Origin of the sequence: Nonomuraea angiospora, from assembly GCF_014873145.1 — a bacterium.
GTDB lineage: Bacteria > Actinomycetota > Actinomycetes > Streptosporangiales > Streptosporangiaceae > Nonomuraea > Nonomuraea angiospora.
Window position 1 is genome coordinate 5,472,214 of record NZ_JADBEK010000001.1, and the last position, 21,423, is coordinate 5,493,636.

Consider the following 21,423-nt stretch of genomic DNA (forward strand, 5'->3'; position numbering starts at 1 on the left):
ACCTGAAACCGCAGGTCGAGGGCATGCCGTGCAGGAGGACTTGATCGACAAGCAGAGGAGCCCCTGGTAGAAGGGTTATCGACCAAGATCAACCTTTATCCAGAGGCTCCGAGTTGCTGTTCTACCGCGCCGCGCTGCCGCTGTCACCTCAGACCCTGTCCTTCCTGTCCGGCATCCTGCGCCGGCACCGTAAGATGATCGGCTCGCCATGGCGCCGCCTCAACCCCGGCCAGCATGCCCTGCTCGTCCTCGTCCACCTACGCAAAGGCGAGACGCTGGCGGAGGCCGCGGCCGGCTTCGGTGTCGGCATCGCGACTGCCTGGCGCTACGTCCGCGAGGCCATCTCCCTGCTCGCCCGCAGCTCGCCCCGCCTGGATGCGGTCTTACGTGCAGCCAAGCGCGCCGGCTACCCCCAACTGGTACTGGACGGCACCCTCATCGCGATCGACCGCGTGGCCGCCGACCGGCCCTACTACTCCGGCAAGCACAAGAAGCACGGCATGAACATCCAGATCCTGGCCACACCCGACGGCACACCCTTGTGGACCTCCGGTTCCCTGCCCGGCTCCGTCCACGACCTCAAAGCCGCCCGGATCTGGGGCATCCTGCGCCGTCTCAAGGCGGCCGATCTGTTTACTCTGGCCGATAAGGGTTGCGTCGGCGCTGGTGAGCACGTGCGCATGCCGTATAAAGGCGACCCTGCTGGCTAACTCGCGGCGTGTGTGGTGTGGTTCGTGATCTGCTGGGTCAGGTGGATCATGAAGGGCGGCCGTCGTTCCCTTATCCCGGCTGTGTTTGGGGTGTTTCGGTGTCTGTGCAGCCGTGTCCGTGGCCGGAGCCGTCGCCGTTGGTGGCGGAGGCGATCCAGGTGATGTATCGGGGGCGGCGGGAGATGCCGTTACCGGTTCGGGTGCGGGATGAGCTGGGTGAGTTGTTCGCCGATGAGCAGTTCGTGGCCGCGTTCGGGACGGAGGGGCGGCCGGGATGGTCTCCGGGCCGCCTGGCGTTGATCACGGTGCTGCAGCGGGTGGAGAACCTGACCGATCGACGAGCCGCTGAAGCGGTCCGGACGGATCTGTCGTGGAAGTACGCGCTGGGACTGGAGCTGGACGATCCGGGGTTCGACGCGAGTGTGCTGAGTGAGTTCCGGTCGAGGGTGATCGCCCATGGGCTGGAGGAGCGGGTCCTGGACCTGCTGCTGGAGACGCTGCAGGCCAGAGGATTGGTGAAAGCGGGCGGGAAACAGCGCACCGATGCCACACATGTGATCTCGGCGGTGCGGGACCTGAACCGGGTCGAGCTGGCCGGCGAATGCGTGCGGGCCGCCTTGGAAGCCCTCGCCGCAGCCGCGCCCGGCTGGGGGGAACAGGTGCTGGAGGTGCCGGACTGGGCGGATCGGTATCGGGCGCGAGTCGACTCCTGGCGGCTGCCGGCCTCCAAGGCCAAGCAGGAGCAGCTCGCGCGGGCCTACGGCGCTGACGGGTACGCGCTCTGCGCGGCCCTCTACGCGCCGTTCTCCCCCGCCTGGCTACGAGAACTGCCCGCGGTGCAGGCGTTGCGCGTGATGTTGATCCAGAACTTCGTCCGGACCGTCGATGCTCGCGGGCGGGAGGTGGTCGAACGGCGGCGGTCCCTGCGCGAGGGTGGAGCGGGACTGCCGCCCGGCAGACACCGGCTGGCCTCGCCCTACGATCCAGACACCCGCTGGTCGGCCAAAGCCGACGTGTTCTGGAACGGCTACAAGGTCCACATCAGCGAAACCTGCGCCACCAGCAGAAGCGGCGAGGACCGCGACGCGAGCTCGCCACCGAACCTGATCACGAACGTGGCCACGACCGACGCGACCGTCGCGGACATGGCCATGACGGCCTCGATCCATCAAGGACTCCAGCGGCGGGATTTGCTTCCGGCCGAGCACTATGTCGATTCCGGATACGCTACGGCCGAGCTGATCGTCTCAGCCCGTGATCTTTACGGGCTGGCCTTGGTCGCACCGGTGCGGTTCGACTCCTCGCCCCAGGCCCGCGCCGCCACCGGATACGGCCGGGCCGCGTTCACCATCGATTGGACCGCCAAACAGGCCACCTGCCCCCAAGGACAGACCAGCATCTCCTGGACTCCGACCATCCAGCGCGGCCTGGACACCATCGTGGTCAGATTCTCCGCGAAGACCTGCACGCCCCGCCCTGCCAGGACCGCATGCACCCGCAGCACCAGCGGCCGACGCCAGATCACCCTGCGCCACACCCAAGCCCAGCAACAAGCCCTCGACGCCGCCCGCACCCAGCAGAGCAGCCAAGACTGGCAGCACAAGTACAAGATCCGCGCCGGAGTAGAAGGCACTATCCGGCAAGCCGTCGCCATCACTGGCATCCGCCGAGCCCGCTATCGCGGACTCCGCAAGGTCCACCTCGAACACGTCATCTCAGCTACTGCCCTCAATCTCACCCGACTCGATGCCTGGTGGAACGGCCACCCACTCGACCGCACTCGTACTAGCCACCTCGCCCGCCTCGACCAGACCCTCGCGGTCTGAACCCGAGTTACCCAGCAGGGTCAAAGGCCGTAACAAGCCCGCCTCGCAGAAGGCCGCCAACGCCGCCCACGCCAAGCTACGCGGACCAGGCGAACGGCCCAATGCGCAGTTGAAGACCTGGCGTATTCTGCGCAAACTCCGCTGCTGCCCTCTTCTGGCCGGTCAGCTCGTCAAAGCGATCCTTGTGCTTCAGCTCCGCGAAGTGGGATGAAAGCACCAGGATGAAAGACATGACCACTAACAAGGTACTGGATGACGCGGTGCTCGCCGTACAGCGCGACATGGACGCGACCGGTATCGCCGGACGGCTCGGCTTCGACACCCCGGAGTGGGACGACCACGGATACCTGCGCGTCGAGTATAAAGGGCGATACTCCAGCCACGGACTGCATGCCGACGAAGAGCATGAACCGTCTGTCACCCTTGCGCTGATCGCCGATCTCGCCCAGGCAGTGATCGCCGAGCAGGATTGGAAGGCCTGGCCAACCTGCCCGGCACACTCCCTTGGGTTGTATCCGGCGTCCGAGCAGATGCGCCGCGGCTTGAACCGCGGGCTCGGCACGAGACTCCCAACGTCACGCTGTCGTTCTCCGAGCTGAAGTACCTTTTCGAGTGCCCTTACCAGTTCAAGCTTCGATTTCTCTATGGGTTCAACCCGCCCCTCCACGAGGCACTCGGATATGGGAAGGGCCTCCACGACGCACTCGCCGAGATCCACAAGCGGGCGATCAACGGCGACCTGGCATCCCAGGCCGAGGCTGAGGATCTCGTCACCCGGCATCTCCACACTCCCTATGCGTACCCCGAGCTCAAGGCAACCCTCCACCGCGCGGCCGTCGTGGCAGTCCAGCGCTACCTCAGAGAGCATGAGACTGACCTCGAGCGGACGCTGCACAGCGAGAAGCAGATCCAGGTGCACGTGGCGCCGGGAATCATCGTCGACGGTCGAATCGATCTCGTCCGCAGACTCGACACCCACGAGCTTGCGATCGTCGACTTCAAGTCCACGGCTCGAGCCCAGGACGAAGACGTGACCCGAGATCAGCTCCACGTCTACGCAGTGGGCTATGAAGAGCTGACAGGTGAGCGCGCGGATCTCATCGAGGTGCTGAACCTCGATGTGGAGGGAAAGACGATCCGCGAAGAAGTCGAGGATCCGCTGCTCATCGGTGTGCGGGCACGGATCAAGGAGGCCGGAGACTCACTACGCGACAACAATCTCCCTCGGTTGTCCGTCTGGAGCGGGCAGTGCGACACGTGCGACGTGGCCGAACTCTGCCGAGACGTGCCAATGACGGCAAGGCGGGCTCGACGCGCGGCGACGGGATGTTGAGGTTAGCCGGTACCCGGTGAGTGTCCCGGCGATAGATCGAGCAGGCCCCTCGTCGAGCGGGCGGTCGAGGTTCCTGACTCGTCGCGCTCGATATCCGGTTCCGCTACGTCTTTCCAGCCGCCGTCGAATCCGAAGTAATCTATCCGGCCAGCCGGGTTCTGGATACGATAGATCTTGAAATTATCATTTTGCGCGTTCTCTACGACGTAGAGCCAGAACAAGTCTCCATCTTCGACTGCCTGGCCATGCTGACGGCGCGACAGCATGACGCCGGCGACGGACCACTCACCGCCTGTCGACTTGATCTCGATCCGCCTCACGAGTTCACCGCGCCTGTCGTACGACTCGACATCGAACCCCGCGTTGCTGTGCGCCATCTCGCGGGGATTGCGGCCGCATTTGCGTTCGTACTCCAACACGCGCGCAACGCCAGCTATGTCGATCGGCGACAGGTCTGGAGCCTCGTCTCCAACGGTCCCGCGATCGCCCTCGTCCTCGTCGGTCTCCACGACGTAGGTACGCAGGCGGTTCTGTCGCCCGGTTCGGGTATCCGGTCCCCCATCCGTGCGCCTTCGCTCTCCCGTTCCCTTAACACCGCCGCCACCCGTGCCCGTACCACGGCGGTGTTCCTTCTCGCCGTCAGAAGCATTGTCTCTGGCTAGCTCCACGGCTTCACCGTTGCTGCTTCCATCGACGTAGCCCTGGGCACCGGCAACCGCTGGCGGGGTGTACACGTAGTCTTCGGCCCCGATGGCGTCATCATCTACGTCTGCCGTGGGGCTCCATGCGATCTCGTGCTCGGCCGTGTCAAGTTTCGCAATACCAAAGTCATCGAGCGCGCGGTGTGCATCCTCGGGCGAGGTCGCGCTCAAGATCGGTTCAAGCCGCATGGCGAATGGACCGGGATCGTCGTCGGGCGCGATGGCGCGGGCAAGTTCCCGCGCGAGGGCTCGATCCGACGCCCCGTCTGCATACACGAGATGGCCCTCGTCAGGCAGGTAGATCGCATCGGCAGGTTCGGGACCGATCTCATATGGGTGGCCGAAGAGCTCGGCACGGTAGGAAACCTGGAGTCGGGGTGCGCGCAGGATTGTGAGTTCTTGTAGCTCATCGAGGAGCTGGTCCTCATCGAACACCCGACGGAGAGCACTCATGCGGTCGGCGATCCTGGCCGGGAGCTGGGTGTCGACCCGGGTATCGACGTCGACCACCTTGGCCTTGATGAGTTCCTCGACTCGCCGCACTCCGGCTTCGGCAAGGGCCAACCAGGTGCCATGGACCCGAGGGATTACGTTGTGCGCCAGCTGAGGGAAACGTTTGTGAAGCGCTCGGCTGTCTTCGAAGAAGAGTTCGTCCGGCCGCGCCAGGATTCCGCGGGCATCAAGGGCGGAGCGCATGCGCCCCAGCGCCGGAAGAACGGTGCCAGCCTCGGCGTGCCCAAGAAGTTCAGACAGCCGGCTCCAGCAGCCGTGGATGGCATCCTTGCCCTCCTGGTCCACCCAGTCCGTTCCGTACTCGTGAAGGATCGATCGCAGGACGGCCTTAATCTCGGTCGGTCCGGGTTCGTGCTTCACGCCGACGACATCGAAGAATGGCTTGTACCGGAGCCAGTCTTCGGAGAGCGCTGTGCCCCACCTGCCGAAGGGCGGCTGCTGCCAGAACACCATGGAGGGCACAACAAAGCGTCCTCCACCTAGGTGGACACACAGTGTCCCGCGCAATTGCCTCACGGCAAGTTGATCCGCGTTGTCGCTCAGCACCCGGTAGACGTCTGCGCTCATCTCGCTTCCGGTGGTTGCGCAATGTTGGAGATGAGCCACAACTGTCCTGACCGGCGGAGCCGATGGCATGCCGAGCCAGGTCAGTTGCGTGAAGTAGTGGTTCTGGACATCCGAGGCCAATCCGAGTTCGTTGCCCTGAGTGCCGTACAAGTGGCGGGCGTTGGCGGGTAGCACCTCGCTGGGCTTCGCGCGTCCGCCGCGCTTGAGTGGAAGCCATCGTTGCGTGGTCAGGAGCTCCGGCGGGCTCTCCGGCAGGTCATCACGCGCCTGGAGTGTCCGCAACACCGCTCCGACGATGGAAGCGTCAGGGTCTTCCTCTGCGCCAACAAGCCCTTGGACCGCCAAGGTAAGGGCGTGGTCGGAGGGTAGTTTCTGTACACCGAGCCACTCCAAGACAGAGGGAGCTACGCCGGCGGTGAGTGCCACGGGCAGAGCTGGTGCCAACGTCGATATGTCCCGAGACGGCAGGTGTACCCCGGACGCGGGATGTAGCTGCTCGTCGGTGCAGGGCACAAGTGCGACTGATGCAAGGCTCTTCTGGAGTCTGGCGAGTTCCTCCTGGTGAACGGCAATGAGCTTTAGAAGTTCGGTTGCCTGCTCAATGGAGATTCGCCCCGCCTCTGCCGCCGGGAGAGCATGAAGGCGAATGTAGTCGATGATGTTGAGCGGTCGCGCACCGAGCTCGCTCAGAAGTTTGCGATAGTCCCGCGCTGCGGTGTCGACTACCAGGGTCGCAACCCCAATTGGATCGCGGAAGTCGTTCGGAAGCGACAACTTCGTTAAGGGCGCAAACCCGGAGGCCGTCGGGAAGATCGGAAGCTCGGCAATCTTCTGACGAGTTGTGGAGTCGATGATTCCCACCAGGTTGCGGTTGAGCCATTCGAGCAGACTGTCAGCAAGTACGCCGAGTGCTTCGGCGGCTACATCGTGCAGAATGCGCGCGGCACAGGCGACGTCCAGGGGTGGGCATGCATCTCGGAGCCCTGGGCAGTGCGTCTCAATCGTCTCCACATCTGCGATCATCAAATCATCGACCAGGACCTCGAACAGCGTGCCGTCATCCTCCGATGCTGGCCACACGACCTTAGACGGCAGCGCCACCGTGCCGTTGCGGCAAGGAACGATCGCCACGTCCTCGATGCCATCGAGGTTGGCGACCTTCCCCTGTAGGCGTTCGAGCGTGTTGAGAACCTGGATCAGTTCATCGCGGTCGAGCGGACCATCTGACAAGTCGAACGCTTCGGTGATGCCTTTGGACTTGAGCTGCTCAACGACATCCCGACCGGTCAGCGGGCGGATTCCATAATTCGTGTACAGGGTGTTCGTGTGCAGGCGGCGGTGCAGGTGCTCGGCGACCATCGGCAGGCCGATCTTGGCTAGCACCTGGCCAGACTCGTAGAGCTCTGTCCCTGCCGGAAGCAGCACGTCTTTCGGGAGCGCACGTGTTCCGCCGATAGTGTCGACGACGGGAAGGCGCGGTACCGCCTGGCGCAAGGCACTTAGGTACGCCGCAGCGTGATTCTGCTGGTCGGTGCTGGATCCACGGCTCAGGTCAGTGATGCCGCCGAGGAACTCCCAGAACGCTGGCACGCCAAGCCGGTCGGCGATTCTGCCTGCTTCCTTCGCTATGCCTCGTGCGACTGCGGAGATGGCTGCGCGATTCCACTCCGAGTAATACCCGGAGGACTCGAAGCGGACCGATTTCCGGTCAGTGCTGGGGAAAAACGTAGCATTGACGTTGGCGGGCAGTCCGCTGGGGGTTTGGGTCGGCAGTGTCGCGTAGAGCACACCGGATTTGATGCTCTCATCGACCGGCACTGCGATGGTGACCGTCGTGGATCGTTCCTGAGGGATTAGGCCTTCCGCGCGTTCCACCAACAGGCGAGCATCTGTCTGGAAGTCTGACTGGATGGTGAGCCATCGTGTGCTGGAGGCCCCGTCGTGGACGACCACCCCGTCCTCGACATCTTCGCGCTCGATGCGGAACCTGCCCCGCGTGGTATCGAGCTCAATGCTGGTCACGTGCTGGAGGAACAGCACCGTGGCGCGAGCGTCCTCGATGAGCGCCATCTCGAGTTCCGCGATCGTCTCGTCACTTACCGGCGGGACTTCGAGTTTCGCCCGAAGTAGACTGGCGGCCCGTGCCCACGGCAAAACAAATGTTGTTCCTGGTCCCACGTGCGCTCTGGCACATTGCCCGTCACATGATCGGAGGCGTTGGTCCTCCGGGGCAGTTTCGTCAAGAATCCAGTGCTCATCGCCGTACAGAAGCTCAGGAGCATCCGTGATCTGATACACCGAGGTGAAGCCGACGCCGAAAGCTCCAGTTGTAGATGCGTCGCCGGCTTTTGTCCGTCCGGCGAACCGGCGGAACGCGTGCAGGTCACATCGCTTCGGCCAAGGGCAGTTGTCGCCGCCCTCTCCACAGTCGGTGAAGGTGCCATCGTTCCAGACCGTGAGCGCGTCCTCGGTCACTGTGAATCTAATGGTGGTGGCGTTGCCAGCGTCATCGGCGTTCTGGGTGAGCTCATGAGGAATGGTCGTCGCCCCGCCAAGATCCCGCAGCGTCGTCGCAAGTGTGTCGAGATAGTCGGACGACTTGGAAAGTGTCCGGCGCTTCTGCTCGCTCACGGCAGGCGTACCTGCTCGTCGAGCACGCGCGTGGTGATCAACAGGTCGTCGGCATCCCAGCCCATCGTGTCGTACTCTGCAATGGCGTCAAGGATCATTTCACGACGAAGATCGAAGTGTCCCACACGGCCAGCATATGGGCTCACTTATCGCACCGCGTGCTTCCCCGCAATCTCAAACAGGATGGTGGTCAGGAAGTAATCGGTGTGTTCCATTATTCACAGTGCGACGGAGAGCCGGAGGGCGCAGGCGCTACCGATCCTGCCTCGATGACTGTGCGCCAGCTCACCAGTTCCTACAGACCATCGCGGTCACGCTTGCAGCGCAGCACCTCGGCGACGTAGGCCGCCGCTTCCGACGTCGAGGCCGTCGCAGGTCTGTCGAACCGCCGTCCTGCTGGGGCAGCCGCTCACGGTCAGCGAGGGGTCCGCTGGGCTGCCGTTCCTGAAAAGTTCAGCTGCCCATCCGTATAGGGCGGCAGCCTGATGCGCATGCCGATTCTGGTGAACACATCGGCGTGATCGCGCATCTGTAGCCAGTTCCGGCGGGTGAACTGCAAGGTCTTGCCTTGCCGGGGGTGCCGTTTGCCCAGCGCGGAGCAGATCGGCGCCAGATCTGGCGGAAACGTGAGGACACCGGTGGGGTGCATGTCCTCAAAGAGGACGAGGGCGTACCGATCCACGCCGGGGATGGTCTGTACGAGGTGTTCATTCACCCATCTGTCTGCTGGGTTGGCCAGGTAACGGACCTGGAGGAGGTTGCCATTGGGCTGAAGAATGTCCCATTTGGCCTGGACGCGACTGGTCGCGAGCGCGCCGCCGGTAAGCGCGGCGACGAAGCGTTCCGCGAACTCAGCCAGAGGATCACGGCAAGAATCTGGGAGTCCAAGGACGTCCAGAAGCTGCTTGCGTGCGGACCGGTACGCAGTCAGTCCTGCCAGAAGGCCCTGGGGAGTGCTCACCTGCGACACTTTACGCACTGCAAGCTGTGCAGTTGGCGGCTACTGGCTTTTCTCCCCGCGCGCCTGCCGGGTCAAAGCCAGCGGCCTTGCGGATGTCTCCGCAGCTTCGCAACAGGTCCCACCGTTGCACTTCAGCACTAAGATCTCCATCTCGATCCGTACGGGGGCCGTTCCATCAGCTTCCAAGCGGCAGTCAGGTATGGCATCCTCACCGTTCCTCAAGAACTGTATGCCGAGCGGGCACCGCCGCGCGTTCGCCATAGGCGTCTGGCTCGCGACGAACAGGGACATGCACGGGATGATCTTTTAGGACTCACACGCAGCGTAGGTTATTTGCCCAGCTCAAGACAGTTAAGGACAAGGATTAGCCCTCGCTCTCCTAAAGCGAGCCCTCTTGTTAGAGTCAAGGACGCCTGCGAGTCGAACGCTCAACCCGCCCCGATCTATGAGGTGATCGTTGGTTGTGAGCCACCACCAGGCTCCGGCGAATCAGAGACCGTAGTCTCGGGCTCTGGCGGAGTGCGCGGACAGCAGCGGCCTACCGGAAAGATATACCGGGTTACGGAGCACGACCTTGTCTGTTCTTTACCTGCACTCGTGTCCGGATTCGCGCCCGGAGGCAGGTATTTAAAGAGTGACAGGGACCAGGTGGCTCGGATGATCGGGCCACATCACCATGACACGACCCAGCCACATCACTCTTCGAAGTCCGTCATTCACCACGCCCCTCAGGCCCAACGCCCTCAGCCAGAACAGGCCCTGGCATGCGCCGCCGAGCGGCTCACCTGGGCTGCCTCAACGCGATCAAGAGTCTGCTGAGCACCTCAGGTCAGGGTCGGCCACCAGATGGGGCTTGTATTCGCCTATCCGCCGTGCGCAACCATCCCCGAGCACACAATCTCCCGATCCACGCTGGCACCCCCGACGGGCTGCTCATCATCGTCACGGCGCCTCACAGCGCCGTGCGATCCGTGGCTCTCGTAGCGACGATCGAATCGGGCTTGAGTGCCGCCGCCGAGGTGGGCGTCGATACGTCGTGCCCGGCACCGCCCTCGGGGCGGTGGGCGATGGTGAGCATAACGCTCACCCGATCACCTGCGCCGCCCCGTCCGTGCTCGTGCCGGGCGGGCTCACGGCAGTCGCGCGTCCTTCTCGGCCTGGAGGCCGGCGATGAGGCGTGCGCTGACGTTGGCCGAGATCCAGCAACTGCCGGCTGTGGTCGACGTGGTCACCGCGGGACGGGCGCTCGGATTGGGACGCACCACGGCCTACCAGCTCGCCAGGGACGGCCAGTTCCCCTGCCGGATCATCCACGTCGGCAAGAGATACCTGGTGCCCACCGCCGCCCTGCTCGCGCTGCTCGGCGATCACACCCTCATCGAGGAGGACAGGACAACCGATGGCTGAAGGCAGCACGTTCAAACGCTGCTCCTGGCGCGACGATAACGGCAAGGAACTCGGGCAGAAATGCCCCAAGCTGCGCCGCCCCAGCGGCGGCTGGAACCACCGGCACGGCATCTGGCACTACCAGATCGAACTGCCACCCACCCCCGACGGCAAGCGCCGCGGCCCGCTCCGCCGCGGCGGCTTCACCAGCCAAGACGACGCCGAAGCCGAACTCGCCCAGGTACGCGCCCTCTTGTCGTTGGCCGGTCCGCGCGAGCCCGCCACCCGCACTCAGATCGCCGACCTGATCAAGCGCACGCTGGCCGAGACCAAGACGCTGCCCAACCTGGAGACGGTCCGCCGCAAGATCAAAACCGGGCTGGACCTGACCCAGGAGATCACCATCGAGCAGTGGCTGGAGGAGTTTCTCCAACGCAAGCGGAAGATCGAGGAGAGTACACGGCGTTCGTACGAAGGCCACATCCGCCTCTACCTGGCCCCCTACCTCGGCCAGCTGGCGTTGGATCGGCTCAAGGTCAGCGACATCGCGGTGATGTTCGAGCAGATCGAAGAGTTCAACGACACCATCGCCGAACGCCGCGCCAGCCCGGACCCGAGCGTGCGGGCCGGCGTCAAGTATCGGCGGCCGGTCAGCATTGCCACCATGCACAGCATCCGCGCCACCCTGCGACACGCCCTGAACATGGCCATCCGGCAAGACCGGCTACTCGACTTCAATCCCGCCGCCGTGCTGGAGTTGCCGGCCAAGGCCCGGCCCAAAGCGTTGGTGTGGACCGACGACCGGGTCCACGACTGGCAGACCGCCTTCCATGAGCGCCTGCGTGCACAGAAGCAGTGCCGGGGCGGGCGGCGGGGGGATCCGATCGACGCCTACACCAGCACGCCCCGGCCTTCCCGGGTGATGGTCTGGACGCCGGCTCAGACCCGGCTGTTCCTGGAAGAGGCCCAGCGGCACCGCCTCTTCGCCCTGTACCGGCTGATCGCCCTGCGCGGGCTGCGCCGGGGAGAGGCGTGCGGGCTGCGCTGGAAGGAGGTCAACCTCGACGCCCACACCATCACGATCAACTGGCAACTGGTCCAGCTGGCCGGGTAGGTCCACGAAGGCACGCCCAAGACCGACGCCTCGGTACGCACCATCGCCCTGGACGCCGAAACCGCCACAACGCTGCGTGCCCACCGGCAGCGGCAGCTCCAGGAACGGCTGGCCACTGGCGAGGCGTGGAAGGACACCGGGTTCGTCTTCACCCAATCGGATGGGGATCGGCTGCATCCGCAGCATGTCACCGACCAGTTCCTGTGGCTGGCCTACCTCGCCGGCCTGCCACCCGTCCGCCTCCATGATCTCCGCCACGGCGCCGCCTCGCTGATGCTGGCCGCCGGGGTAGAGATGAAGGTCGTGCAGGAGACGCTGGGGCACACCTCCAGTTCCTTCACGGCCGACACCTACACCTCGGTCTTCCCCGAGGTGGCGATGGCGGCCGCGGAGAAGACCGCAGCACTGCTGCTCGCCGAGGAGGAGGACCGGGAGGAGCCGGGAGAGGTGATCCCGCTGCGGGCCTGACCGGCTACATCAGGAACCGGCCCCGTGATCGCCGCGCTTGCACGGCGATCACGGGGCCGTTTCCTTTGCCGAGGTAGCGCCGGAACGCTGATGTTGATCATGGTGTGTGCGGGGTTGGTGCGCGCGAGCACGTACGGAGCACGCAACCGCTAGACGAAAATTCTAGAACGCATCCGATCCCGCATAACCGCAGGTCAGACCATGATCAAAGCGCGCCCTGCAGGATTCGAACCTGCGACCGTCGGATTAGAAGTGGAACACCTCTTTGGTGCCTCACATGGTGGCTGATCTGCTTCTTGGCCGGTTGGCTGGGGTGCTCTCGATGCTGACCATTCCGCGCATATTCCGGATCTTGTTCTCGTTGGTATGCCACGCTGGCGGGCATGAGGAGGGCTTCACTGCGTAGGGTCCTGGCCGTCAAACCGAACGGTCTCTGGCTGGTCATTGTTGACGGGGCTTGGACCGTCGAGTCAGCTGAGGCCGGAACGGATACTCCCTTTGAGAGATCGAGGTTGTGGCTCTTGCCGCTGGTGGAGAGGTCGCGAGACGAAGTGGAAAGTGAGGCCAGGCGGCAGCTTGGCCCTGATGATCCGGACCTCGCCGAGGCGCTGCGGGCAGTCGTTCACTGTGGCCTGATGGAGCAGTCGGAGTACTGGCTCTCTAGGACTCTGGCATGGATGGCGGCTGATGAGGTAGTGCTTTTCGCCAGCCTGCTTCGAGAGATCGCCCTTGGCCAGCGAGGATCCCAAGCTAGTCAGCACGCGGCGAAGCGACTTCTGAAAGAAAGTGGACTCTGGTCAACCGGCCATCGACGACCGTCGTAGCTACACTAGTTTGGAAGATTTCGGCACATGATCTCTGGACCTGCTGCGGTGCAGGTCAGCGTGACAGTCATCCTGTCCAAGCTTCCCCGCGACTCCCCCTCGTTGACCGCCCTGACGGGCACGCAACGGGCACGCCTCCGAAGCGCCGACGGTTTTACAGCGGGCCAACGTTGCTAGATGCATCAGGCCACTGACCTCTGGATACGGCTCTCAGACATCCCCGCTGGGGGAAGACCATCCCGCGTATATCCCGCGAGTCGGAGCCAACCGATCTAAGGTGATCTGCCTTCGTTCGTGGCCGTTGCTGTCACAGCTCCAGCGGCGGCAGTCCCCGCATCTCTCGGTAGCGCCGTCGCTCTGCGGTCAAGCTATCCGACCCGTTGGGGCCACCCATGACGACATCGGCGTTGTGATCATCCTGTCCATCGTCCTCCCAACAGCATTCATCACACATCTGGAAGCCGCCGCGGTATTGAAGGGTGGGGTGGAAGCAGCATGGGCACGTGTACGGCTGATCGCGCGGCGGTAGTCGAAGAAAGTTTCCACCCTGTTCCGCCATCACAGACAAGACCCATCGCTTCCGCTCGCGGATCTCCTCGATGCTGAGATGGGTCATATCCGTCATGATGCCGTACGGCTCCGAACATCTGCATCTCAATCGGCAGCTCTGAATCTGCTCCTGCCCCGTGCCCGGATAGCTGGTAGAGATCCGCGACTCGAGCCCGCGGTTCCGCCCGCGTCTGAAGATCACTAGCCGCACACGGGAATACGGTGGGCCAGGGCTGAGGAACGAAGCCCTGGACCTTCGATCGCCCCCAAACACATACGGTGGCCGACCATGCAGTGGCGATCGTAGGGCTGCATCTGTGCGGCGGCGTGGCAACCCCGGTCGGAGCGTTCCGTCGGTACGGCGGGGCCGGCGTGCGATGTCCGGCCCGGTGTCCCGCCGCCGTCCGGGACCGGCCCCCAGGCCGCACGCCCGGACGGCGGCGGGCGGAGGGCCGGGGGTACGGCGGCGCGCCGCGCCGCCGCTTGATACCTATGAGATCAATTCGGCAAGTTCTGTGAGCGCCCGCCTCCAAGGGTAGGCGTCGATGCGGTCGCCTCCCGAACTCGGCGGATGGGGCTCGAACTGGTCTGGGCCGAACAGGACGCGCACGCTACTTCCTGCGCTGCGGGCGGGATTGGTCGAGATCTGGGCGCCGATGCTGGCCGCGATGTTCGCCTGTATGTACTTCGGCGGCCTACGCCCAGCAGAAGCTGCGGGACTGCGGCAGAAGGACTGCCACCTCCCGGCGACGGGCTGGGGCCTGCTGACGCTGGAGAAGACCAGGCCCCAGAGCAACAAGCGGTTCACCGACTCCGGGCAGGCCCATGATGAACGCGGTCTGAAGCACCGGGGCGTGAAGCAGACACGCACCGTTCCCATCCCGCCCGAACTGGTGGCCATCCTCCTACAGCACATCGCATCGTTCGGGGTCGGCGAGGACGGCCGGCTCTTCCGCACTCGCACAGGCGGCGTGATCTCCGGATCGGCCTACGCCAAGGTCTGGCAAGAGGCCCGGACGTACGCCTTCACGCCCGACCAGGCTGCCTCTCCCCTGGCGGGCAGGCCGTACGACCTTCGGCACGCGGCCGTCTCGCTCTGGCTCAACGCGGGCGTGCATGCCCCAGAAGCCGCCGAACGGGCAGGCCACGGCGTGGACGTGATGCTCCGCGTCTACGCCAAGTGCATCGACGACCAACGGGAAGTCGCCAACCAGCGCATCTTGGGCGCGCTAGCTGCATGATCCACAACCACTGGCAGGACCCCGGAACACCTCGGGGTCCTTACGCCGTTCCAGGGCTCGAAACCGCCGTTCCCACCTGGGAAAACGGCCTGCGAGCATTCCGCGTATGTTCCGCGACCAGTGGCACAGGGCTGCTTTCGGCCGCCTCGCCCTGCCTACGAGGCAAGACCACCGATCATGCAAAAGACCAGGTCAACCCGCAGATTGCCTGGTCTCGGTTGCGCGCCCTGCAGGATTCGAACCTGCGACCGTCGGATTAGAAGTCCGGTGCTCTATCCAGCTGAGCTAAGGGCGCTCCCGCCTTATTGTGCATGATCCGGCGACATGTCACGCACACGTTTTCCTCGTGTCAGTCTGTCAGGCCGATCACACCCCACACGAACAGCGTCCCCAAAGCCGTGGGCGTCAAGGTCGAACTAGTTGCCCGGCAGGGTGTGTGGGCCTCTGGGAGGATATCGGAGGTGGCCAGATAGGGGATGAAACTGGCGAAAAGACGCAGGTAGACGCTCTCGGAGCTGTCCGTGATGGCGATGAGGGGTTAGGAGGCTCCGCGTCCAAGAGCAAGGAGGTTTGGACGCGGCGGCGGGCGTGTCGTAGAGGGGTGTGACCATCGTGAAGTCGTGAGCGGTTGATCCTGTCGCCGCGGCCGTCGTCGGGGAGGCGGGCTGTCGGGGAGGCCGGGGACGATTGGAGCGTCGATGGGGGGCGATGTAGGCGTGAGAGTGGCTGTGGGTGGGTGGAGTGGGGGGTCTCGGCAGCGTCGGGCGTGACCATCTAGCGCTCGGGCGATGTGGATGGGCGGGAACGTCGGGGCGAAGATCAGCGTCGGCAGGGGTACGCCGAACGCTCCTGCCAGGGGTTGGGGAGGAGGTCGAAGGATACCTCGCGGAGCATCGACCCAGCGGTGGAGCTGAGGATCCAGCCCCATAGGCCCGGCGGTGCTACAGCCCCGCGCCTCAACGCCCGGTCGTGCAGGACCGGCGGCGCAGCTGCCCGGTCCCATAGGACCCCGCAGCGTGCACCCCGCGCCGAGGACACGGCTCCATAGGACCTCGCGGTGCTGCACCCCCGTGACGCTGCGCCCGGTCGCGCAGGACGCGCGGCGCAGCTGCCGGGCCTCATAGGAGCCCGCAGTGCTGCACACCCGTGCCACAGGGGCCGGTCGCGTAAGGCCCCGCAGTGCGGCGCCCCGCGCCACAGCATCTGGCCGCGCAGGAGCCCGAGGCAGAGGACCCTGCGATACGGCGCCCGCCGCGCAGAAGCCCACCGCGCAGAAGCCCACCGCGCAGAAGCCCACCGCGCAGAAGCCCACCGCGCAGAAGCCCACCGCGCAGAAGCAGGTGGATGTGGGGATTGGGCAGTTGGTGAGTGGGGTGGGTGGAGGGGCATGAGGCAGAGGTCAGGGCGGGGAGGTTGGTGGGGGCGTGTGGGTGGGAGGTGGGGAAAAGGCTGGGCGGAGGTGGGGCGAAAGGGTCTAAGCTCTCGTGGCATGGTCGCGACGCTCCTGCATGAGATTCCGTTGCAGGGCGGGGACGTGACTGACGGGGTGGTGCGGGTCGGTGACACCGTGCGTAGACCGGCCAGTACGTCGACACCCGCCGTGCACGCCCTGCTCCGGCACCTCGAGGCCCGTGGGTTCGGAGGTGCGCCGCGGGTGGTGGGGATGGACGGGCTCGGGCGGGAGATCCTGACGTATCTGCCGGGGACGACCGGGTTGCGGCTGGAGAGCGTGAGCGCGGAGGCGCTGGCCGGGTTGGCGGTGCTGCTTCGGGAGTTTCATGACGCGACTGTCGGGTTCCCGCTGTCCCTGGAGGGGTGGGAAGGCGGGTCAAATGATGACAAAGCGCCAGAAATCATCGGACATTGTGATTTAACGCCAGAAAACGTGATATTTCGCGAGGGCAAGCCCCACGCGCTGATCGACTTCGATCTTGCCCGGCCCACCACGCGGCTCTTCGACATCGTCACCACGCTCCGCCACTGGGCCCCCATCGCCGACCCCGTGGACCGCTCCCCGCTCCTCCGGAACCTCGACGTGGGCGAGCGGCTGAGGCTGTTCTGCGACGCGTACGGCGTGCCGCCCCGCGACCGCCGCCGCCTCCTCGAACTGGCCCGGCTCCGCTTCCACCGCTCCTACGACGTCATGCGCACCCGCGCCTCGGCGGGCGGCAACTGGGCGAAGATGTGGGCGGGCGGCGCCGGCGAGCGCATCCGCCGCGCGGCGGCCTGGCTGGACGTACACGAAGACGAGCTCCATGCCCACCTGGTGTGACCCGCTGGGGCTCGCCCTCGGCGTGGCCCTCGACCGGCTGATCGCCGACCCTCAGAGCGCCGCCCACCCGGTCGCCGTGTTCGGGCGTGTCGCCGCGAGGGTGGAGAAGTCCCTGTACGCGGACAAGAAGGCGCACGGGGTGGCACATGTCGCCATCTGTGTCGGCGGCGCGGCCGCGCTCGGAGTGGTCGCCCAGCGGATCCCCCACGTCCGTACGGCCGTCACAGCCGTCGCCACCTGGGCCGTGCTCGGCGGCACCACGCTCGCCCGTGAGGGCGAGTACATGGCGGACGCCCTCGAAGGCGACGACCTGGAACGGGCCAGGGCCCGGCTCCCCCACCTCTGCGGCCGCGACCCCTCCCACCTCGAGGCCAAGGAACTCGCCAGGGCCACGGTCGAGTCGCTGGCCGAGAACACCTCCGACGCCGTCGTGGCCCCGCTCCTCTGGGGCGCGGTGGCGGGCGTGCCGGGGCTGCTGGCGTACCGGGCGATCAACACGCTGGACGCCATGGTCGGCCACCGCTCCCCCCGATACGAACGGTTCGGCTGGGCGGCGGCCAGGCTCGACGACGTGGCGAACTACGTACCGGCCAGGCTGACGGGGCTGCTCACGGTCCTGGCCGGGCCGGACCCCGGACGCGCGCTGGCGGTGCTCAGGCGGGACGGCCACCGGCACCCCAGCCCGAACGCCGGCAGGTGCGAGGCCGCCTTCGCCGGGGCGCTCGGCGTCACCCTGGGCGGCACGAACGTCTACCAGGGCAGGACCGAGCACCGTCCGACCATGGGCGACGGGCCCGAGCCCGACGTCAAGGACATCCGCCGCGCGGTACGTCTTACGCGCGCCGTCAGCCTGGCCGCCGCCGGAGCGGCCGTGCTGACGGCCTGGGCGCTGCGAAATCGCCACAAATAGGCCACCGGGAGGATTGCGGACGGTCGCGCAATTGCACGGCAATCAGCTATTGATTGCTTTTCACATCACGCGATTGAGGTTGAGCACCAGCCAGACCACGAATACCGCGAGCAAAGTGATGCCGATCATCGACTTCGCGGCGTTGTTCGCGACCGCCTTCCTGGCTGTGACCTGCTTGGCGCTCTGCTTCCACACCTGACGCATGATGATCATCGTCTGGAAGCGGCGGCCGAGGGCGAACACGGCGAGGGCGATGATGATGAAGAGAATGACGCGACCGTCTGCAGGTTCCACGGAGATCCCCCCTGTGGGCCGTGAAGCTATTGATCCCCCGAGACATTTGAGAAAACACGATACTCGGACGGGCGCGGTTTGTATTTGAATTATGGTCCGAGATCCACAACGATTGGGGCATGGTCGGAAGGGCCCTTGCCCTTGCGGGCCTCGCGGTCGACGTACGCCGAGCGCACCCGCCCGGCGACGTCCGCGCTCGCGTAGACCAGGTCGATGCGCATCCCCTTGTTCTGGTGGAACATCCCGGCCCGGTAATCCCAGTACGTGAACGGGTGCGGGCCCTTCATCGGCGTCGGCACCACGTCGTGCAGCCCGAGCGCCCGCAGGTCGGCGAGGGCCCGGCGTTCGGCGGGGGTGACGTGGGTGGCGCCGACGAACAGCGCGGGATCCCATACGTCGGCGTCCGTGGGGGCGACGTTGTAGTCGCCGCACACCACCAGCGGCATGGCCGGCTCGGCCGCCAGCGCGTCCCGGAAGGCCGCGAACCAGGCGAGCTTGTACGCGTAGTGCGGGGAGTCCACGGTGCGGCCGTTCGGCGCGTACAGGGACCAGACCCGCAGTCCCGCGCAGGTGGCGGCCATGGCGCGGGCCTCCGGGACCAGGGCCTCCACGCCGTTCAGCTCGCCGGGGAAGCCGAGGGTCACGTCGTCGAGGCCGACCCTGGACAGGAGTGCCACGCCGTTCCACCGGCCGTCGCCGTGGGCCGCGGCGGCGTACCCCAGCTCCCCCACCTCCGCGGTGGGGAAGGCCTGCGCGGAGCATTTGGTCTCCTGGAGGCAGAGGACGTCGGGTTTCGCCTCGGCGAGCCATTCGAGCAGGCGGGGCAGCCGGGCCCTGACGGAGTTCACGTTCCACGTGGCTAGGCGCATCTCTCCAGCCTGCCACCCGGTTCAAAATCCATCTTTACGCTTACGGCGGGCCACCCACCCGCCGCACGTGGCCGGGCTCTGTCCAGGGAGACGGTCACGAGGTGTGCGGGGCCGGGCGCCGTTACGGCGCCTTCTGGGCCGTCGGACGGGAAACCCGTGACCATGGGCGCCCCCAAGAGAGCGGCGTGTGCGTGGATCCGAGCCGGAAGCTATGCACTCCTTTGGGCTTTCGACCGGGCGGTTCGCGGTACGAGTGCATCAGCGTCCGACCGGCCGGATCGCGGTCTGCCCTTCTTCTGCGATCCGGCCGGGCGGCCTCTCTCGCTTCATTTCTGGGGGAAATCATGATGGACGAGTCAGAGTTTTCCGAACCGCTCACGCGAGACCTGTGCGGCACCATGCCCGTGCACCGCCGGCTGCTCAACGAGAGCATGTCCTACCGCGGGCGGCGGGCGTCCATCGAGAACCAGGCCACGCAGTACAGACTCGGCATCCGCATGGTCAGCCGCGTCGGCGTGGTCAGCATCCCCGTCGTCGTACACGTCGTCCACAACCCTGCCCGCCCGGAGCAGAACATCGGCGCCGACCAGATCCACAGCCAGATCGAGATCCTCAACCAGGACTTCCGGGCCGCCAACCCCGACGTGACGAAGGTGCCGCCCGTCTGGAGGTCGCTGGTGGCGGACACGATGGTCGAGTTCCACCTCGCGACCCGCGGCCCGAACGGGGAGCCGACGGACGGGATCGTCCGCGTGGAGACCCAGCGGATGGGCTTCACTTTCGACGACCTGGTGAAGTCGAGCGCCACCGGCGGGGCCGCCCCGTGGCCCAGCGACCAGTACCTCAACATCTGGGTGTGCCAGCTGACGGGCGGGCTGCTCGGCTACGCGCAGTTCCCCGGCGGGCCGCCGGAGACGGACGGCGTCGTCATCCGCCACTCCGCCTTCGGCAGCACGGGCACCGCGGCGCCGCCGTTCCACCTGGGCCGGACCACGACGCACGAGATCGGCCACTGGCTGAACCTCTTCCACATCTGGGGGGACGACGGCGAGGGGTGCAGCGGTGACGACAAGGTGGCCGACACTCCGAACCAAGCCGGCAACAACACCGGGATGCCGATATTTCCCCATATTTCCTGTAACAACGGTCCAAATGGCGACATGTTCGTGAACTACATGGACTACACCGACGACGCCGGCATGATGATGTTCACCAGCGGCCAGTCGACGCGGATGAACGCCTGCCTGGAGGGCCCCCGGGCGTCCTTCCTGGTCCCGCAGCTCGCCGCGCGCGCGGAGGAGCGGATCCCGGCGGGCATCGCCTCCCCCGGCGAGACGCGGCTGTCCGGCAACGGTTCGCAGCGCGACCTGGAGCAGCTGCTCCAGGAGGTGCTGAAGGACACCCGCGCGGCACTCAACGTGGTGGCCGGGAACCGCCAGGTCCGATGAGCATCGTCGTGATGAACGAGGAAGCGCCGGACGTCGTCGGAGCCTGGGCGCACTCCTACGAGGAGGACACCGACGCGGTGGCGGTGTACCGGCCGGACGACTTCGCGTTCCGGCCTTCGCGGCGGCCCAGGCGCGGGATGGAGTTCCACTCCGACGGCACCTTCGTCGAGTGGCTTCCCGGGCCGGACGACCGGCCCAGGAAGATCGTCGGTCACTGGGAGCGCCAGGGGGCCGACCGGATCCGGATCACCTTTCCCGGCGGTCCGGGGCAGCCGTTCGTCCTGACCGTCGTGTCCCGCGAGAACGACCAGCTGGCCTTCGCGAAATGAGCGACCCGCTCGCGAGCGCATCGACTTCGGCCTCGCGCTGGAGACCGCACTGGAGATTGTGCGAATGAACGCGGCCACCACGGTGGAGGTCCAGGAACCCGTGCCACGCCGCGTCAAGGTCGAGGGCGACCGGTTCCACGGCCGCGTGCCCGAGGGCGCCGAGTACGTCGGGCGCGAGTTCCCCGGTCACCGGCGCAGCCCGTTCGCCAACCCGCACAGCCTGTCGGAGAAGGGCTGCCGGGTCTGCGGCGGCCGGGTCCACCAGCGGTCCCAGGTGATCGAGCTCTACCTGGGACACCTGCGCGAGCACCCCGAGCTCGTCGAGCGGGCCCGCCGCGAGCTGCGCGGCAAGGACCTGGCCTGCTGGTGCGACCCCGACCAGGAGTGCCACGCGGACGCGCTGCTGGCCGTCGTCGCCGGCGCGGAGCCGTAGCTCACGACGTCCGCGCCTACCGTGATCCCGGTGCGGAGGGGAAG

19 protein-coding genes, 1 tRNA gene and 2 pseudogenes are annotated in these 21,423 nt (G+C 65.9%); 14 read left to right on the top strand and 8 right to left on the bottom strand.

The features are described from left to right. Positions 1-113 precede the first annotated feature (113 nt). The 5 genes and pseudogenes from H4W80_RS24750 to H4W80_RS24765 form a co-directional block, all read left to right on the top strand. A pseudogene (locus tag H4W80_RS24750) lies at positions 114-695 on the top strand (transposase family protein); the annotation flags it as partial. Between the two features lie 32 nt (positions 696-727). After that, entirely contained in the window at positions 728-2,536 is a 1,809-nt protein-coding gene (locus H4W80_RS24755; RefSeq protein ID WP_318787039.1) for an IS1182 family transposase, read from the top strand. A gap of 22 nt (positions 2,537-2,558) precedes the next feature. Beyond that, positions 2,559-2,747: pseudogene (locus H4W80_RS24760) on the top strand (IS5/IS1182 family transposase); the annotation flags it as partial. A gap of 19 nt (positions 2,748-2,766) precedes the next feature. Then, a complete protein-coding gene (locus H4W80_RS61040; RefSeq protein WP_225963645.1) occupies positions 2,767-3,135 on the top strand; it encodes a hypothetical protein in 369 nt (122 codons plus the stop codon). Next, a complete protein-coding gene (locus tag H4W80_RS24765) occupies positions 3,132-3,869 on the top strand; it encodes a RecB family exonuclease (RefSeq protein WP_264086133.1) in 738 nt (245 codons plus the stop codon). Before H4W80_RS61040 ends, H4W80_RS24765 begins: the two co-directional genes overlap by 4 nt. Before the next feature lie 2 nt (positions 3,870-3,871). Here H4W80_RS24765 and H4W80_RS63750 read toward each other — a convergent pair whose 3' ends face one another. From H4W80_RS63750 to H4W80_RS62835, 4 genes are all read right to left on the bottom strand, one after another. Continuing rightward, positions 3,872-8,281 (bottom strand): protein NO VEIN domain-containing protein, encoded by a 4,410-nt coding sequence (locus tag H4W80_RS63750; RefSeq protein ID WP_192787286.1) that lies wholly within the window; start codon positions 8,279-8,281, stop codon positions 3,872-3,874. Then, entirely contained in the window at positions 8,278-8,406 is a 129-nt protein-coding gene (locus H4W80_RS62830) for a hypothetical protein (RefSeq protein WP_264085999.1), read from the bottom strand. The genes H4W80_RS63750 and H4W80_RS62830 overlap by 4 nt, the downstream gene beginning before the upstream one ends. 290 nt (positions 8,407-8,696) lie before the next feature. Next, positions 8,697-9,242, bottom strand: a complete 546-nt coding sequence (locus H4W80_RS24775) for a hypothetical protein (RefSeq protein WP_192787287.1) — start codon at positions 9,240-9,242, stop codon at positions 8,697-8,699. 952 nt (positions 9,243-10,194) lie between these two features. Then, complete coding sequence (locus H4W80_RS62835; protein WP_264086000.1) at positions 10,195-10,329, bottom strand: hypothetical protein; 135 nt, start codon at positions 10,327-10,329, stop codon at positions 10,195-10,197. Positions 10,330-10,412: 83 nt separating this feature from the next. Between H4W80_RS62835 and H4W80_RS24780 the strand changes: the two genes are divergently transcribed. The 3 genes from H4W80_RS24780 (at position 10,413) to H4W80_RS63755 (ending at position 12,210) form a co-directional block, all read left to right on the top strand. Next, entirely contained in the window at positions 10,413-10,649 is a 237-nt protein-coding gene (locus H4W80_RS24780; protein ID WP_192787288.1) for a helix-turn-helix domain-containing protein, read from the top strand. Beyond that, positions 10,642-11,742 (top strand): tyrosine-type recombinase/integrase, encoded by a 1,101-nt coding sequence (locus H4W80_RS24785; protein WP_318787040.1) that lies wholly within the window; start codon positions 10,642-10,644, stop codon positions 11,740-11,742. Before H4W80_RS24780 ends, H4W80_RS24785 begins: the two co-directional genes overlap by 8 nt. A 72-nt stretch (positions 11,743-11,814) precedes the next feature. After that, positions 11,815-12,210, top strand: coding sequence for a tyrosine-type recombinase/integrase (locus tag H4W80_RS63755; RefSeq protein ID WP_337960013.1), 396 nt, complete (start codon positions 11,815-11,817; stop codon positions 12,208-12,210). A gap of 1,131 nt (positions 12,211-13,341) precedes the next feature. Here H4W80_RS63755 and H4W80_RS24790 read toward each other — a convergent pair. Continuing rightward, the gene (locus tag H4W80_RS24790; protein ID WP_225963646.1) at positions 13,342-13,650 is read right to left on the bottom strand and encodes a CPCC family cysteine-rich protein; all 309 of its coding nucleotides are present in this window, start codon (positions 13,648-13,650) and stop codon (positions 13,342-13,344) included. A gap of 568 nt (positions 13,651-14,218) precedes the next feature. On the opposite strand from H4W80_RS24790, the gene H4W80_RS24795 reads away from it, so the two are divergent. After that, positions 14,219-14,824: a tyrosine-type recombinase/integrase gene (locus H4W80_RS24795; protein WP_318787041.1), complete on the top strand. Its 606-nt coding sequence runs from the start codon at positions 14,219-14,221 to the stop codon at positions 14,822-14,824. 221 nt (positions 14,825-15,045) lie between these two features. Here the strand turns inward: H4W80_RS24795 and H4W80_RS24800 are convergent. After that, a tRNA-Arg gene (locus tag H4W80_RS24800) sits at positions 15,046-15,119 on the bottom strand. A gap of 1,194 nt (positions 15,120-16,313) precedes the next feature. Here H4W80_RS24800 and H4W80_RS24805 point away from each other — a divergent pair. Next, on the top strand, positions 16,314-17,096 hold the full coding sequence (locus H4W80_RS24805; protein ID WP_192787290.1) for a phosphotransferase: 783 nt from the start codon (positions 16,314-16,316) through the stop codon (positions 17,094-17,096). Further along, entirely contained in the window at positions 17,080-18,006 is a 927-nt protein-coding gene (locus H4W80_RS24810) for a cobalamin biosynthesis protein (protein ID WP_192787291.1), read from the top strand. Before H4W80_RS24805 ends, H4W80_RS24810 begins: the two co-directional genes overlap by 17 nt. A gap of 60 nt (positions 18,007-18,066) precedes the next feature. On the opposite strand, the gene H4W80_RS24815 is transcribed toward H4W80_RS24810, so the two are convergent. Together H4W80_RS24815 and H4W80_RS24820 are read right to left on the bottom strand one after the other, a co-directional pair. After that, positions 18,067-18,300: a hypothetical protein gene (locus tag H4W80_RS24815; protein WP_192787292.1), complete on the bottom strand. Its 234-nt coding sequence runs from the start codon at positions 18,298-18,300 to the stop codon at positions 18,067-18,069. A gap of 89 nt (positions 18,301-18,389) precedes the next feature. Continuing rightward, the gene (locus tag H4W80_RS24820) at positions 18,390-19,169 is read right to left on the bottom strand and encodes an exodeoxyribonuclease III (protein WP_192787293.1); all 780 of its coding nucleotides are present in this window, start codon (positions 19,167-19,169) and stop codon (positions 18,390-18,392) included. Positions 19,170-19,513: 344 nt separating this feature from the next. Here H4W80_RS24820 and H4W80_RS24825 point away from each other — a divergent pair, with 344 nt between their 5' ends. The 3 genes from H4W80_RS24825 (at position 19,514) to H4W80_RS24835 (ending at position 21,379) form a co-directional block, all read left to right on the top strand. Beyond that, entirely contained in the window at positions 19,514-20,617 is a 1,104-nt protein-coding gene (locus H4W80_RS24825) for a zinc metalloprotease (protein WP_225963647.1), read from the top strand. Positions 20,618-20,628: 11 nt separating this feature from the next. Then, positions 20,629-20,946 carry a hypothetical protein gene (locus H4W80_RS24830; protein WP_192787294.1) on the top strand — a complete coding sequence of 106 codons (318 nt, stop codon included), beginning with the start codon at positions 20,629-20,631 and terminating at the stop codon, positions 20,944-20,946. Between the two features lie 64 nt (positions 20,947-21,010). Then, positions 21,011-21,379, top strand: a complete 369-nt coding sequence (locus H4W80_RS24835; protein WP_225963648.1) for a DUF4326 domain-containing protein — start codon at positions 21,011-21,013, stop codon at positions 21,377-21,379. Positions 21,380-21,423 lie beyond the last annotated feature (44 nt).